The organism is Leeuwenhoekiella sp. ZYFB001, from assembly GCF_011784865.1.
Taxonomy (GTDB): domain Bacteria; phylum Bacteroidota; class Bacteroidia; order Flavobacteriales; family Flavobacteriaceae; genus Leeuwenhoekiella; species Leeuwenhoekiella palythoae.
Window position 1 is genome coordinate 2,643,169 of the sequence record NZ_CP050460.1, and the last position, 15,723, is coordinate 2,658,891.

General features: G+C 40.3%; 14 protein-coding genes. 2 read left to right on the plus strand and 12 right to left on the minus strand.

Features of this window, described 5'->3' with window-relative positions; genetic code table 11:
* Positions 1–24 precede the first annotated feature (24 nt).
* From HCN54_RS11360 to HCN54_RS11390, 7 genes are all read right to left on the minus strand, one after another.
* Complete coding sequence (locus HCN54_RS11360) at positions 25–1,188, minus strand: sigma-54-dependent transcriptional regulator (protein WP_167597881.1); 1,164 nt, start codon at positions 1,186–1,188, stop codon at positions 25–27.
* Between the two features lie 2 nt (positions 1,189–1,190).
* Positions 1,191–2,078 (minus strand): hypothetical protein, encoded by an 888-nt coding sequence (locus HCN54_RS11365; RefSeq protein ID WP_072983682.1) that lies wholly within the window; start codon positions 2,076–2,078, stop codon positions 1,191–1,193.
* 11 nt (positions 2,079–2,089) lie between these two features.
* The gene (locus HCN54_RS11370; RefSeq protein ID WP_167597882.1) at positions 2,090–3,007 is read right to left on the minus strand and encodes a mechanosensitive ion channel family protein; all 918 of its coding nucleotides are present in this window, start codon (positions 3,005–3,007) and stop codon (positions 2,090–2,092) included.
* Between the two features lies 1 nt (position 3,008).
* Positions 3,009–4,298, minus strand: coding sequence for an ABC transporter permease (locus HCN54_RS11375; protein ID WP_072983677.1), 1,290 nt, complete (start codon positions 4,296–4,298; stop codon positions 3,009–3,011).
* Positions 4,298–5,254, minus strand: a complete 957-nt coding sequence (locus HCN54_RS11380; protein WP_072983894.1) for an ABC transporter ATP-binding protein — start codon at positions 5,252–5,254, stop codon at positions 4,298–4,300. The genes HCN54_RS11375 and HCN54_RS11380 overlap by 1 nt, the downstream gene beginning before the upstream one ends.
* Positions 5,255–5,585: 331 nt before the next feature.
* Positions 5,586–6,710: a molecular chaperone DnaJ gene (gene dnaJ, locus HCN54_RS11385; protein ID WP_009781235.1), complete on the minus strand. Its 1,125-nt coding sequence runs from the start codon at positions 6,708–6,710 to the stop codon at positions 5,586–5,588.
* 37 nt (positions 6,711–6,747) lie between these two features.
* Complete coding sequence (locus HCN54_RS11390) at positions 6,748–7,323, minus strand: nucleotide exchange factor GrpE (protein ID WP_167597883.1); 576 nt, start codon at positions 7,321–7,323, stop codon at positions 6,748–6,750.
* Positions 7,324–7,476: 153 nt separating this feature from the next.
* Between HCN54_RS11390 and HCN54_RS11395 the strand changes: the two genes are divergently transcribed.
* Positions 7,477–8,151: a YceI family protein gene (locus HCN54_RS11395; RefSeq protein ID WP_167597884.1), complete on the plus strand. Its 675-nt coding sequence runs from the start codon at positions 7,477–7,479 to the stop codon at positions 8,149–8,151.
* Positions 8,152–8,232: 81 nt separating this feature from the next.
* Here HCN54_RS11395 and HCN54_RS11400 read toward each other — a convergent pair whose 3' ends face one another.
* Positions 8,233–9,141 (minus strand): TIGR01777 family oxidoreductase, encoded by a 909-nt coding sequence (locus HCN54_RS11400; protein ID WP_167597885.1) that lies wholly within the window; start codon positions 9,139–9,141, stop codon positions 8,233–8,235.
* Between the two features lie 148 nt (positions 9,142–9,289).
* Between HCN54_RS11400 and lnt the strand changes: the two genes are divergently transcribed.
* Positions 9,290–10,903, plus strand: coding sequence for an apolipoprotein N-acyltransferase (gene lnt, locus HCN54_RS11405; protein WP_167597886.1), 1,614 nt, complete (start codon positions 9,290–9,292; stop codon positions 10,901–10,903).
* Here lnt and HCN54_RS11410 read toward each other — a convergent pair whose 3' ends face one another.
* Genes HCN54_RS11410 through HCN54_RS11425 form a run of 4 tightly spaced genes read right to left on the minus strand, consistent with a single transcriptional unit; the run spans position 10,904 to position 15,723 of the window.
* A complete protein-coding gene (locus HCN54_RS11410; protein WP_167597887.1) occupies positions 10,904–12,292 on the minus strand; it encodes an exopolysaccharide biosynthesis polyprenyl glycosylphosphotransferase in 1,389 nt (462 codons plus the stop codon).
* A 36-nt stretch (positions 12,293–12,328) separates the two neighbouring features.
* On the minus strand, positions 12,329–13,342 hold the full coding sequence (locus HCN54_RS11415; protein WP_167597888.1) for a glycosyltransferase family 4 protein: 1,014 nt from the start codon (positions 13,340–13,342) through the stop codon (positions 12,329–12,331).
* The gene (locus tag HCN54_RS11420) at positions 13,299–14,669 is read right to left on the minus strand and encodes an O-antigen ligase family protein (RefSeq protein WP_167597889.1); all 1,371 of its coding nucleotides are present in this window, start codon (positions 14,667–14,669) and stop codon (positions 13,299–13,301) included. The genes HCN54_RS11415 and HCN54_RS11420 overlap by 44 nt, the downstream gene beginning before the upstream one ends.
* A complete protein-coding gene (locus tag HCN54_RS11425) occupies positions 14,653–15,723 on the minus strand; it encodes a glycosyltransferase (RefSeq protein ID WP_167597890.1) in 1,071 nt (356 codons plus the stop codon). The genes HCN54_RS11420 and HCN54_RS11425 overlap by 17 nt, the downstream gene beginning before the upstream one ends.

The window sequence follows — 15,723 nt, forward strand, 5'->3', positions numbered from 1 at the left end:
AAACGATGGTATTGGTATTACTTTTTATTTGCTGGCAAAGAGTTGTACATCTTCTTCAGAGACTTCGCTGCCTCCTAATATTATTAGACGCTCTACTACATTACGCAGTTCGCGTATGTTACCCGTCCAATCATATTCCTGTAGTTTTTCTACCGCCTTACCTGTAAAATTCTTAACTGCGGTCCCTTGCTCACCGGCAACTTTATTTGCAAAATGACTTACCAAAAGTGGTATATCATCTCTTCGATCATTAAGTGGTGGTACCGGAATTAAAATCACTGCAAGACGGTGATAGAGATCTTCTCTGAATTTTCCGTCTGCGATCTCCTTTTTAAGATCTTTATTAGTTGCTGCGAGTACCCGCACATCAACTTTAATATCTTTATCGCTACCCACGCGAGACACTCTGCTTTCTTGCAAAGCGCGCAACACCTTAGCCTGCGCCGAAAGACTCATATCTCCAATTTCGTCAAGGAAGATTGTTCCGCCGTTTGCGGCTTCAAACTTTCCGGCGCGATCTTTATTTGCCGAGGTAAACGCACCTTTCACGTGACCAAAAAGTTCGCTCTCGATCAACTCCGACGGAATCGCTGCACAGTTGACCTCAACCATAGGTCCCTTTGCGCGGTCACTTTTTTCGTGTAGCCAGTGTGCAACGAGTTCTTTCCCGGTACCGTTGGGGCCGGTGATCAAAACGCGTGCTTCGGTAGGCGCTACTTTTTCAATTATATCTTTGATCTTAGCAATAGGTTCACTCTCGCCGATCATCTCGTATTGCTTGCTTACTTTTTTCTTTAGACGCGTATTTTCAACCACAAGATTTTTTCGATCTAAAGCATTGCGCACAGTATTTAGTAACCTGTTTAAATCCGGTGGTTTTGAGATGTAATCAAAGGCTCCCAAACGCATCGTATTCACCGCAGTATCCAGGTCACCGTGCCCGGAAATCATCACCATTGGGATTTCGGGCTTTATTTTTTTTGTGGCTTCAAGCACCTCAACACCATCCATTTTAGGCATTTTGATGTCGCAAAGCACCAGATCATAATCCTGATCTTTTATCTTTTCCATTCCGGCGAGACCGTCTTCGGCCTCTTCAACCTGATAGGCTTTATTTTCTTCGGTTAAGATTTTGGTAAGCACGCGTCGTATTGCGGCTTCATCTTCTATGATTAAAATTTTTGACATGCTTAAAATTTAAATTTCACACCGGTTCTAAAATAAAACGTATTGTCACTATTAATCGTGTAAATATCGTCCCGGTCATTATTGCGCAACCTAAAATCATTGCTGATCGAGTGCGTGGCGTAAGCGTAATATAGCAAATGCTCTGTAAAATAGTGCTCGTAGCCTAACCCGCCCATAATGATAGTCATTGAAATGTTTTCGGCGGTACGACCATCAATGATCATATTGTTCTGAATATTGGCGAAAAAGTTATCTAGGGACACAAAAGCTTGCAATGCATCTTTATGTGAGTCATTTAAATAATGCCGCACATTAGTCTTAGGCACACCCAAAGTGTATGTCCAGTTAGGGTGAAATTCTCTGTAATAATTGACTAGCGGAAGCGGAAAATTACGCCCCGGCGTTGAAGAATAGTCCAATCCAAAAATCCAGCGGTAGGGTTTTGTGGGTGAATTTTTCTTCATATCGTTAATTGCATAAATCGAAGCTGTATAGATCCAATCATCAGGCACTAAAGTCCCGGCGATATTAGAGTTAATACGTGCACCGGCTTTTACGCCGAATACCCAATGTTCTTTAAACCGCCATACATAACCTGCATACGCCGAAATACGGTGCAGTGTGCTCACATCTTGCACATTGAAACCATCAGGAACCGCATCTTTAATATCAATATGGGTGTTTCGATATTCAAAACCGGCTACCAGAATGTTATTAAGCTCTTTATCTAACGGAATCGGTACTTGCAACAAAGCCCTAAACCGACCAACCGAATTGTTCGAATTACTAAACGGAATATGCATATATTCTACCCTGGCAATATCTGTGGTTTGCGATCGCATCGTAAACATCGCAACAAGCATTACAGGTACTAGAATATATTTTGTCATAAAAAGGCTTCTTATTGGTTTTCGGCTGGGTAAAAATGAACATCGCGCTGCGGAAACGGAATCGTAATGTTGTTCTTTCTGAATTCTTCATCAATCCTAAAACGGATTTCACTCTTAATCCGCGGGTCTGAAAAACTGTCATTGATAAAGAAGAACACTCCAAAATTCAACGAAGAATCGCCAAACTCTTCAAAAAGCACAGTTGGTTTTGGGTTTTTAAGCACCCCATTCTGTTTGCCGGCACAGTCTAATAATATTTTACGCACAAGCTGGGTATCGCTTCCGTAGGCCACGCCTACTTTAACTGTTTCTCTTGTGGTTTTATGGTTTTGGGTATAATTGAAAACGATCTCATTAATAAAGTGATGATTGGGTATAATGATCACTTTATCATCTCGGGTTAAAGCTCGGGTAGTACGCAACTTAATTTCAAAAACACGGCCTACTTTTCCGTCGATCTCGATCACATCTCCTACCGAGAGCGACTTATCGACCATTATAAAAATACCCCCAATGATGTCTGTAAACAAATCTTGTAGCGCAAGACCTAAACCTACAAATAAAGCTGCGGAAGCTGTAAGCAATACCGTAACGTCAATTCCCGAAGCGCTTAAGGTGATCACCACAACAATGACATAAACAATATACCTGATGAACTTGAAAATGCTTTTAAACTTGAGCTCATTCTCCAGGTCCATATTCCGCGTGATAAAACTACGTATCAAGCGCAAAGCGGCGGTGGCCACAATAAATGCGAGAATTACCAGCAGCAAATGACCAACTGTAAAATCTATAGGCGTGTTTCCGGTCTTAAAATGGATACCCAAGTTGAGAAAATCTTGTATGGTTCCCCACACATTTTCTTCAATGACGTCCTTTACTTTTTCAGCGCCTTCCTTTACCGTTTCTTTTACCTCTTCCTGAATCATTTTAGTACTTAATCCACTTTAAAATTTCTTTATATGTGGGTTTCTTACCATACATAAGAATCCCTACACGGTATATCTTTGAACCAAACCAAACGGTAAATATAAAAGTTGCGATCAATATCCCTACGGAAAGCGCCAGCTGCCACCACGGCACTCCAAATGGAATACGCATTAACATCACAATAGGCGACGTTAACGGAATCATCGAGAAAATTGTTGCTATAGAACCGTCAGGATTTTCGATCACAGCAAAAAAGCCTACGTAAATCGCCAGCATCAGCGGCATTATAATAGGCAACATAAACTGCTGGGTATCGGTCTCACTATCAACAGCTGCCCCAATTGCCGCGTAAATAGAACTATATAAAAAGTAACCTCCTATAAAATAAATAAGGAAAAAACACGCAAGTTTCAATAACGGCAGATTGAGCACATCTAGCAAAATCAATTCAATTTTATCTAGATCTGTTGTAGCCATTCCGCCCATCGCTGCATTAGGAGTATTGGCATCTAAGCCTAAGAAAAGCGTTAAAAAGGTGAGCAATCCGCCACCTATAAGCAACCAGATCATAAACTGTGTAATCCCTGCCAGCGTAGTACCCATTATCTTACCCATCATCAGTTTAAAAGGTTTTACCGAAGAAATGATTACTTCAATAATCCTGTTTGTTTTTTCTTCGATCACCGAGCGCATCACCATATTGCCATAAATGATGATAAACATCATTAGCAAATACCCTGCTCCACCACCAAAACCGGCTTTGATCCAATTTGATATTTTTGAAGTGCGCTCGCCTGAAAAATCTTCAATAGTAATAGACACTAAGGTTTCTGAGGCGTCGATCAAGTCAAGATCTACGCCACGATCTAGGAGTTTTTCGTTAGTGAGTTTAGTTTCGATTTGCTCTTCTATACTTTCAATAGTTGAAATTCCCGGTGCTTCATTACCATAAAAACGTACGCCAGAAGTATTCTTCTTTACATTTTCTGGAATGTACAAAAGGCCGAAATAATTTTGTTCTTCCACCAGATCTTTAGCGGTATCCAAACCTTGCGGCGACAGATCGAGATAATCAATTTCTGCGGTGCTTTCAAAATCTTTATAGAAAAGTCCGCTTTCATCTACAACCACAATGGTTTGTTTTCCTGCCTGATTGAGTTGCGTTAGATACGTGATCAACATAATCATCCCAACGACAATCAACGGACTCAAAAAAGTCATGATAATGAACGAGCGATTGCTTACGCGGGCTTTATATTCTCTCTTGATTATTAATGCTAAAGAACCCATTAATTTGCATTTATCGTTTGGATGAAAATATCATTTGCTGTCGGAACCACCTCAACAAAATGGTTGATCGTTCCTTTATTGGCCAGAAAACCTAAAAGATCATTCGGACTTAAACCTTCCGGAATTTTAACCTGAAGTTTTAAGTCGTGTTCGTTGATGGTTTTAAAACTTGCAGGTTGCAGTTGCCAATCATCGTGCGCACTCTCAAGCACATTTTTTTTGAGCACTTCAAGACTTTGCACACTGTCATCTGCGGTCTGAATTCCTACCTCAAACGTATTGGTGCGATACGCTCTTTTTATATCAGAAAGGCGCCCGTCTAGCACTTTATTACTTTTATGCATCAATGCGATATGATCGCACATTTGCTCAACAGATTCCATACGGTGGGTAGAAAATAAAATCGTTGCCCCGTCGTCGCGTAATTTTAGAATTTCGTCTTTGATCAAAGTCGCGTTGATAGGATCAAAACCACTAAAAGGTTCATCAAAAATGAGCAGTTTAGGTTGGTGCAATACCGTAACAATAAACTGCACCTTTTGCGCCTGCCCTTTAGAAAGCTCCTGAATTTTTTTGTTCCACCAGTCCGTCATTCCCAAGCGTTCAAACCAATATTTACTGCGCTCTTTAGCTTCGGCTTTGGTTAGCCCTTTAAGTCGCGCCAAGTAAATAACCTGCTCACCAACCTTCATGGATTTATACAACCCACGCTCTTCTGGCATATACCCAATATTGATAATATGCTTTTGATCAAGCGCTTCCCCATCCAGATATACTTTCCCGGTATCTGGCATGGTAATTTGGTTAATGATGCGTATAAGTGTCGTCTTACCGGCTCCATTAGGCCCTAAAAGACCAAAAACACTTCCTTTAGGAACTTGGATAGAAAGATCGTTCAGAGCGGTATATTTCCCGTATTTTTTATGAATATGGTCAGCGACTAAAAGGTCTGTCATAGAAGTTTGTAGTAAACTACCTCGGGGCAAGCCCATAAGGCATTCGTTGCGAACAAATTTTAATTTCGTATCATCCTGATAGCTATCGGGATGGGGCACTACACCCTTTGGCTGTGCCAATAAAGGCTAAAGATATTGAAAACCATAGACCTCAAAGGTCAGTTAAGAATTATTTAGTATCAAAAATCGGTATATCAAGCCCCTAAAACAAAAACCCACCCTTAATGTGAATCAAGGATGGGAAAAAAATTGCTATGAAAAAGAAAAATATCACTAACTAGTGATTAGTGATATTCAAATATACACTTTTTTCTTAATAACATCTTAAAATTTAAGAAAACATGTCTTTTACCTTTTCAAAGAAGGATTTGTCCTCCTGTTGTGGCTGCGGTGAGAAGTGCTCATCGTCTAACATATTTTCAAAAAATTCACGTTGTTCTTTCTTAAGGTTTTTTGGTGTCCACACATTTACGTGTACCAGTAAATCTCCTTTACCATAACCGTTAATTGAAGGAATACCTTTTCCGCGTAAGCGTAATATCTTTCCGCTTTGCGCGCCTTCTTCGATCTTGATGCGCACTTTTCCGGTAACGGTATCAATCTCTTTGCTGGTACCCAATACAGCTTCTGGAATACTGATGTACAAATCATAATGCAGGTTATCACCCTCACGGCTTAAGGTCTCGTGTTCTGCTTCTTCAATAACCACAAGAAGATCTCCTGCGATCCCGTTGTTTCCTGGAGCTTCATTACCTTTTCCGGTAACTTTCAATTGCATCCCATCTACTACTCCGGCAGGAATTTTAATAGAAACTGTTTCTTCTTCGGTCTTCATTCCTTGTGCATCAGCATCGCTCGGTTTAGAATCTATCATCTGACCGCTACCACCACAGGCCGTACACGGTGAAGCCGTTTGCATTCTACCTAAAATCGTATTGGTAACCCGTGTTACCTGCCCGGTTCCGTTACACGTAGAACAGGTTTTGTAAGTAGTTCCGCTAGCTTGCTTTTTGCGCTTAACTTTGATTTTCTTTTCGGCACCGTTGGCAATTTCCTCAAGGGTTAGCTTCACGCGAATGCGCAGGTTGCTTCCCTTAGTTCTACGCTGACCACCAAAGCCACCGCCGAAGCCACCAAAGCCGCCTCCGCCGCCAAAAGCACTCCCGAAAATATCACCAAACTGACTGAAGATATCGTCCATATTCATACCTCCGCCACCGCCGAAGCCACCGCCTTCAAAGGCTTGATGACCATACTGGTCGTAGCGCGCACGCTTGTTCTCATCTCCTAAGACTTCGTAGGCCTCTGCTGCTTTTTTAAACATATCTTCAGCCTCAGAATCTCCCGGATTTTTATCTGGGTGATACTTGATCGCTTTCTTACGATACGCTTTTTTAATCTCTGCAGCAGTCGCATTCTTGCTTATGCCTAGTATGTCGTAATAATCTTCTTTCATCCCTATCTCTTCTTCAATCTTTAAAATTCATATACAATTACTGGCCTACAACCACTTTAGGATAACGTATGATACGCTCCCCAAGCTCGTAGCCTTTCTCTACCACATCAACGATCTTCCCTTTAAGATCTTCCTGCGGTGCAGGAATTTGAGTGATCGCCTCGTGCACATCTGCATCAAATGCATCTCCAGCTTGTACTTCCATTTGCTTAAGACCTTTTGTCTTGAGCGTTTCGCGCAGCTTATTGCTGATCAGCTCAACTCCTTTCTGAAGGTTTTTGTCTTTAGCTTTTTCGATTTCCACCATTGCGCGATCAAAATCATCAAGCACCGGTAACATGGCCTGCATCACTTCTTGACCTGCAGTTTTAAAAAGCTCAACACGCTCCTTACTGGTGCGACGTTTGTAGTTCTCAAATTCTGCAAAAAGACGTAGAAACTTGTCTTTTTCCTTTTCTAAATCGGCTTTGTATTTTGCCAATTCGTCCTCATCTGTTGCTATATCTTCTGCAGCTGCAGGCTCTTTTTGAGCTTCCTGCGTTGCATCTTGCACATCCTGTGCATTATTCTCTTCGTTCTCGTGAAGAATTTCTTCTTTATTCTCTGAACTCATGGTATATCAAATTTGCTTTGCAAATGGCAAAAGTACTGCCAATTCTATAAAAATGTCAAAATGTCACCGATATATTTTATAGTTTATTTAAGAGCAATTTTCAATGTTTCTGCTATTTTTGACCTCTCAATTAACACTAAAAAAGTATTTATAATGAAAACCAAATTTTTATCGCTATTTGCTATGGCTGCGCTATTTACAGCTGTAGTATCTTGTAAGAACGACAATAAAAACGAAACCGAAGCTGCAGAAGCAGAAGCTGCTGTTGAAGCAACTGCTGAGGCTACCAAGTATATGGTAGACAAAGAAGCTTCAGAAATTAAATGGTTAGGTGAAAAACCTACCGGAACGCACGACGGTGTAGTTGGCTTAGAATCTGGTGTAGTTCGTGTTGAAGGCGAGCAAATCAGCGGAAGCTTTTTAATTGATATGACTTCAATCACTGTTCAGGATTTAGAAGGAGATCAGAAAGCAAGTCTTGAAGATCACTTAAAAGGAACTGTTGAAGGTAAAGAAGGTGACTTTTTTAACGTTCAAAAATTCCCTACTGCTGCTTTTGAAATCACCGGTGTAACTGAAGGTGAAGACGGAAAGAAAATGATGTCTGGAAACTTAACTCTTAAAGAAACTAAGAAAAACATTGAGTTCCCTGTAACTTACGAAGTATCAGGAAACACAATGATGTTGAAGTCAGAGCCCTTTACAATTGATCGTACTGATTGGAATGTAAACTACGGTTCTAAATCAGTTTTTGATAACTTAGGTGACAAATTCATCAACGATGATATTGAGTTAGAATTTACAATTGTTGCTAACCAGCAAATGTAATTTGTAACGCTATTACAAATTAAAAACCGGCTAAATGCCGGTTTTTTTTATGTCTTCTATTTTCTCGTGACATCTTGTACTCTAATCTTCAAGAAGATCTTTAAGTGCTTTATTCAATTGAGTAAACTTAAAGATGTAGCCTTTATTTTCTATTTTTTGCGAACTTACTTTCTGACTTTCTAGTACGATGGCTGCCATTTCTCCTAAGATCAACTTGAGCATAAATGCAGGAACCTTAGGCATAAAAAGCGGTTTGTTTAAAACGGTCGCAGCTTCCTTAGTCAAAGTTTCATTAGTGACCGGCGCAGGTGCTACCGCATTGTAAATTCCTTCATAGGCATTTATAATAACTGTTTTAAATATTCCGGCCAAGTCATCTAGATGAATCCAAGATTGCCACTGTTTTCCATCACCTAAAGGACTGCCCACATAATAGTTTATAGGCTGAATTAACTTTTCAAGCGCACCACCGTTTTCAGCCAATACGACTCCAACCCTAACTTTAGAAACCTTAAGCCCTAAAGATTTAAATTGATCTGCTGAAGCTTCCCAGGCTTCTACCACCGTTCCTAAAAAGCCCGGATTATACGTCTCAAATGCTTCGGTGTACAATTGCGTTTTTGAAGAAGGATATGCGCCAATGGCACTAGCCGAAACAAAATGGTTTACCTCGTGTTCAGTGCTTTTTAAAGTATCAAAAAGTAATTGAGCTGTTTGGGTTCGGCTTTCTAAAATGGTCTTTTTATAGTCTTCGGTCCACCGCTCTGCAATACTCGCCCCGGCTAAATGCACGATGGTCGTTACACCTTTTAAACAGGCTACATCTAATTCGCCCTTGGCGGTATTCCATAAAAAGCCTTTGTAATTGGATTTTGATTCAATTTTATCCGGACTTGTAGTTAAATAATGGACTTCGTGGTTTGCACGAAGCAACTGTTTAGTAAGCGCCTGGCCAATTAATCCCGTCGCTCCGGTGATAAGAATTCGCATAGTTGGTTTTTGCTCTAAGTTAATCACAAATAGAAGAGTGCTCCCTTGCTTTTAAATAGGTTTAACAAACGTTAGTCTATATTTTTGAGTTGGTATTTACGTTATAAATTGCGGTTGCTTTAACTTGCCTATGCATTAGAACGCTGTTATGAAAAACCTTTTATTGGCATGCGCTACCGGTTTACTCCTCGCACTAGCCTGGCCTACTTACGGATTTCCACTCTTATTATTTTTTGGGTTTGTACCCTTATTATTTGCCACACGCAATCTGAACACTTCTGACGTCAAACGTCCAAGACTGAAACTTTTCGGTCTTTCCTATTTAGCTTTTTTCATTTTTAACATCATCACGACTTGGTGGCTTTATAACTCCACGGGATTCGGGATGTGGTTTGCAGTTTTAGCCAATTCCTTACTTATGACCTTAGTCTGGATGCTCTATTCCCGAATCAGCAAGCGATTTTCAACCAGCCTAAGTTTAACCTTTCTTGGTGCTTTATGGATGCTTTTTGAATTTATGCATCTCAACTGGGAATTTGCCTGGCCGTGGCTGAATTTGGGCAATGCGTTTGCGACCTTTACAGGATGGATTCAGTGGTATGAATATACCGGAACTTTTGGCGGAACGCTTTGGGTATGGGTTGTTAATGCTTTGATCTTTAAAGGAATTTTAGCTTACGCCGAAAGTAAAAATCGAAAAATATTGAGCGTCAAACTGGCCATTGCGGCGGCTGTGATCCTTATTCCTATAGGGATTAGTCAGTTAATTTTATTGAATTATACCGAAACCGAAAACCCAATTGAGGTGGTGTTATTGCAACCCAATATTGACCCCTATACCGAAAAATACAACACTACAAACGAGCGAATAGCCGACTTACTTTTTGAGGAAGCAACAAAAACGCTCACTTCTTCAACCGATTATTTGATCGCACCTGAGACAGTTCTTGCGGAAGGTGCAGGTGTTGATCTTCGCAGTTTTGCCTTTAGTGCAGAAAGGCAAAAAGCACAGCAATTTTTAGAAGACTATCCCAACCTTAATTACTTAGCCGGAATTCAATTTTACCAGGTGTACAATGACAAAGCCGCTACCTTACCAACTTCAAATTATGTTGGCAAAGACCGCATAGGAAATCCCATTTGGGCAGATTTTTTCAATTCGGCTTTTTTACTAAATCAACAAGACAGCATTCAGATTTATCACAAAAGTAAATTAGTGGTTGGCGTTGAAAACTTTCCGTATCAAAACGTTTTAAAACCGCTCTTAGGAGATATTATGCTTGACCTGGGCGGAACGGTTTCTATGAAAACAACACAAGATAATCGCGTTGCTTTTACGGGAAGTAATGACACTAAACTGGGACCGGTGATTTGTTATGAATCGGTTTACGGGGCTTTTGTTACCGATTATGTTAAGGAGGGAGCAGAATTTTTGGCCATCATTACTAACGATGCCTGGTGGGGCGATACTCAAGGCCACAAACAACATTTAAATTACGCACGCCTTCGTGCCATTGAAACCCGAAGAAGTATTGCCCGCAGTGCAAATACAGGCATTTCAGCGTTCATCAATCAAAAAGGCGAACTGACCAAAAAATTAGGATACGGCCTCCGTGGAAGTTTAAAAGGTACGCTCAATGCCAACGATACGTTGACCTTTTATGTACGCTTTGGAGATTATCTTGCCAGACTCGCTTTTATTCCTGTTCTACTTCTATTAATACTTTCATTCTTCAGAAAACGTCGAGTAACCCAAGTGTAGCTATTGACCGCGATAGTATAAAACTGTACTGATGGTTTTCAGCAAAATATTCAAATCAAGAAAGAGATTGCGGTGTTTGATATAAAAGAGGTCATACTGCAATTTCTCTAAAGTATCATCTATTGATTCTGCATATCTGCCGCGCACCTGAGCCCAACCGGTCAAACCCGGTTTTACCGTATGCCTAATTTGGTAAAAAGGAATTTTCTCTGAAAGTTCCTTCACAAAAACAGGACGCTCCGGCCGCGGACCAATAAGACTCATTTCGCCCTTAAGAATATTCACGCATTGCGGAATTTCATCAATTCGCAGATTGCGTAAGATCTTGCCAAAAGGCGTTATGCGGCGGTCGGTTCTACTGGCCCATTGGGCTCCTTCCGCCTCAGCATTTATGATCATTGTACGCAATTTTAGAATATGAAAAGGCTTACCGTTAAGGCCTACACGTTCTTGAGTATAGAAAAGTGGACCACGATTGCCTATAAGATTCCCTATAAAAACTAAGGGAATAATAAACAGACTAACAAACATCACGCAAAGCGCAAAAATCACATTAAAAAGCCTGCTGATAAAAAGATAAAATCGGTTTTTATTACTGCGGCTAAACGGAAAATATTTATAAAAATCCCGCTCTACGTGCTGTACGGGTACGCGATGCGTGATCTCTTCATAGACTTGCGTGTATTCCCGGATAGGAAAACCACGCTCAAGTAGCACCAGCAACTTATTGTACAACTCAACCCCTACACCTTGCGCAGCGCTTGCCACAACAATTTCGGAAACCGAATATCTTTTAATGGATTTGATCAGGTTAGCAACTTCAATGGCTTTCAACCTTCGGTCAAAATCTTTTGCTTGTATTTCATCGGTATTTACAAAACCGATTACCCGATAATTGGGATCTGCCTTATGAAGATTTTCAGCAATGAGATTGATATCAAAACTGTTCCCTACTACTAAAATACGCTTATTGAATCGCGGAGCGGAAACTAAACTGATATACGCATACCGCCACACCAGTAAACCTATCACCATCGAAGCAAAAAAGAGTAGGATTTGCAATCTGTTTTCCGGTAAAACAGGAGTTACAAATGGAGTAAGAATAAAAAACAAAACCGTTGTAGAAACGGTCAAAAGGATATTCTTTAAAGTAGTCTGAAAGGAAGCTGCTTTTTGTAAATCGTAAAGCTCAAAAATCGCAGCAAAAACAGTATAATAGAGCCATAGTACAAACACCCAACCCCACCTACTGTACCTGATCTTAAGGTAGTCAAATTGAAAAAGGCTATACACCAAAACTAAAGTTAGGGTTATAGCGACCAGATCAAAAATGCGCAAAAGGATCTTGCGCTCTGAAATTTCAAAATGAATATTAGGTATCCAAGACATCAAGGGGGCTGTTTGGTCTTTCAAAGATAACGCATTTTAAAACAACAGCTTATGCCATTGTTGCTTTACCTCCTCCCAATTAAAAGTTTGCACAGTCTGATATGCACGGGTAGTAAGATGGTCTACCAATTCTGGATGTTGTAACAACCGCTCTATTGCGCTTACAAAAGCAGCGGCATCATTAGCGGCAACCAGCAAACCATTTTGATCATCAGTTATAAGTTTCGAAATCCCTCCCACATTAGTAGAAATTACCGGAAGTCCTAGTGCCATCGCTTCTAACAAACTCACCGGAGTATTGTCGTAGTGTGTTGTATTGATAAAAAGATCGTAATCGGCTGCCAAAGTACACCAAGCCTCCCGAGATAGTTTACCGGTAAAGCGCACAGTGATCCCTAAAAGTTCGGCTTCGGCTTTACAAAGTTCGAGTGAACCGTCTTTATCAGGTCCTACCATACACAATTCGGCAGTAGGGTATTTTATTTGTAAAGAATGAAATAAGCGTACAGCAAGCAACGGATTGTAGATTTCAGCAAAAGAGCGTACCCATAATAGTTTAGGCTGAATAGTTTTTCGTTGCTTAAAGTGATACAGATTTAGATCGATCGCATTGGGAATATTGATAAGCTTTTTATAACCGTTTTTACTGAAACAGTCCATTAAATAAGCTGATGGCGCTACATTGATATAGGCATTTCTAAATAAACTTTCAGAAGCTTTCGGACTCGTTTTAAGCCGCTCCGGAAGATTTCCGCCGTGTAAAATGGGAATGTAGGTTAAGCCTAACAAGGAGCATAATCTTCCACTACAATACGCAAACCAAAAACTTTGCGTGCTATAGGTGTCGATCAACACATAAGCGGCCCAGTTTCGACTTTTGAAAACCGCCCAAAACATTGCAAGTAAGCGCAAGACTTTGTTTCTCCTACTACTTGCATACCGCAACAGAAAACCTTCAGCCTCAAGTCTTGGACCAAGTGTGTCTATTCCGGTGGGCGTAAAACCTTTATTGGCTAATTTGTTGCCGAGGTACAGTATTCTTTGGCTCATGCATTACATTTAAAAGGACTAAGGCGTACAGAAAAGCCGGTGCTGCAACCCGCATAGAGGAGTGATTGATTGTCAAAAACCAAAACCCATAAAAGGAATAAAACAAGTAATTTTTCCGATTTCCGATACGATAAAATAACGGTGCTGCAAGTAAAATTAGTAGTGCTATAAGTCCGAAAACGCCGTGTTCAGAAAGCAATCTACTGATCTCATTGTGGGAAGCCGCCAGAATATCTAGTTTTTCCTCGCGGTATTCTTTGGTTTTGCCAACACCAATACCCATCACCGGATTATTCATAAAAAAAGTAAGTTCAGAGGTAACCAACTCCTGTCGGCCTGTAGTAAGATCTTCTTTAATTCGGCCTGCTGCATCTTTATTGGCATAGCGTAAATCAATAAGTCCCATGGTGCGCACCGAGGAAATCAGCCACGTGATTGCAATAGCACTTCCTAAGATCACCAAATAAAAAGAGATGGCATTTCGTTTCTTACTGGAAACTCCCTGAAAATACATAACAATAAATGCCAGACTGATCAAAGCTGCAGTAAAAATTCCACCACGAGAAAACGTAATGATACCTCGATACGTCAAAAACATCAGCAAACCCAAATTAATAAAAAAGATAAGCTTGTTTTTACTGTTCACAAAAAGCTGAACCACCAAAGCAAACATTCCTATTCCTAGCGCCGTAGCCACTTGATTAGGACCGTATCCACCGGAAAGCGCAAAATTAGAATTGGTACCATTTAGTACTTCCCGAGTATCAGGGGTGTAAAATAAAAGGTAAACTCCAAGGGCAATAACCGGCATCAATAAAGCCCAAATAAGATGATGAAACTGTTGTTTAGATATTTTGCGATCATAACAATACAACGCCGAAATTCCTAAGCAGAACGGTCCGCTCAAATTGAAAATGACTGCTTTACGCACATTCGTATCAAAATTTAGGGTTTCAGCGGCATAGAGCACTCCAGGAATCAACAACAATAAATACAACCAATACGGAGCGGATTTCCTTGAAGTACCACTAAAAAACAACCCGATCAAAATAAAGCAGATCACTGAGTATTTACCCGCTTCCCAAGGAATCAAACTTCCACCAGTCATCCTGAAAAACACCTCTCCAGCAGTCATATAAGCTGCAGCTAAAAGTGCCTGATTTTGCTTGTTTCCAGATTGAAAAATCCATAGAATGAAAAAGACTATAGCCCCTAAAAAGTAAAATAAACCCAAAAACCGAAACAAATAAATGGCAAAACCAATAGCGACGTGGAGCCCTATTAATTGCAAATACTGCTTGTTATAGTTTTTAAATAATTTGAGCATAAATAGAAAGTACTTCAGTCAAGATTGACGGAGCTCCATATTGTTCTTGCACTTTATTTTGAAATATTTTGGCTTTTTGCTGTGCTTCTAGACGATTCTCTTCCAAATAAAGTAAAGCCGAAGCAAATGCTTCAGTATCTTCTGGCGGTACGCAAATCCCCGCATCGTCCAGCACCTGCTTACATTGTCCAACGTCTGTAGTGATTACAGGAAGTCCGGCTTGTCCATACTCTAATATCGCCAAAGGCAAACCTTCCGAATTTGAAGATAATACTCCAGCATCAAAATGTGGTAAAACAGCCGACATTTTAAAATAAAGCCCATGGTAAAAAACAGAACTTTTAAATGGATGCTCTTTTAACCGCTGCAAAATGGATTTTGCATACAGCGTGTCAGGTGCTTCTCCGAATAAATGTAACGTATACTCGGGATCTGTTTCAAGTAACTTTTCAAAAGCATCTAAGAGCAGATGATGGTTTTTTTGAGGCCTCAAATTCGCTAAGCAAACAATGCGTTTTCCGCGCACCCCTTGGAAATTTTTAGTGATGTCATAAGGCAGAGCTTCAGCAATAAAATTTTTAATGTAAAAGGTTTTTTTAACTTTCAAAGTTTGTTTTGCCCAAATTGCTAGTTTCTTATTTACCGAAAAAACAGCGTCAAATAATGTACTAAAAACCCTCAGATATCCGGTATTCCGATCCTTCAAAAACTCACTATTCCCGTAATGATCGTGCCAAATCAATTTAAGGCCCGGAGTCATTAACTTAACCAGAGCAGCTATAAAATAGCTGCTTCCGTGCGCATGAATGATTTCAATCTGATGTTGTTTAATGAAACGCTTTAATCTAAATACAGCAGCTACATCTAAGCGGCGTATCCGCGCTAAATACAAATAAGGCACTTCGGGTTTAATCAACTCCCTTAAAAGCCCTTCTTGTCTGGTAGAACAAAGAGCAGAGACTTCAACCCGATCGTATAATGCATTGGCATAATTAACCGCCATACGTTCTGCGCCACCAATAGCCAAACTATCTATCAATTGTAGAATGCGCAC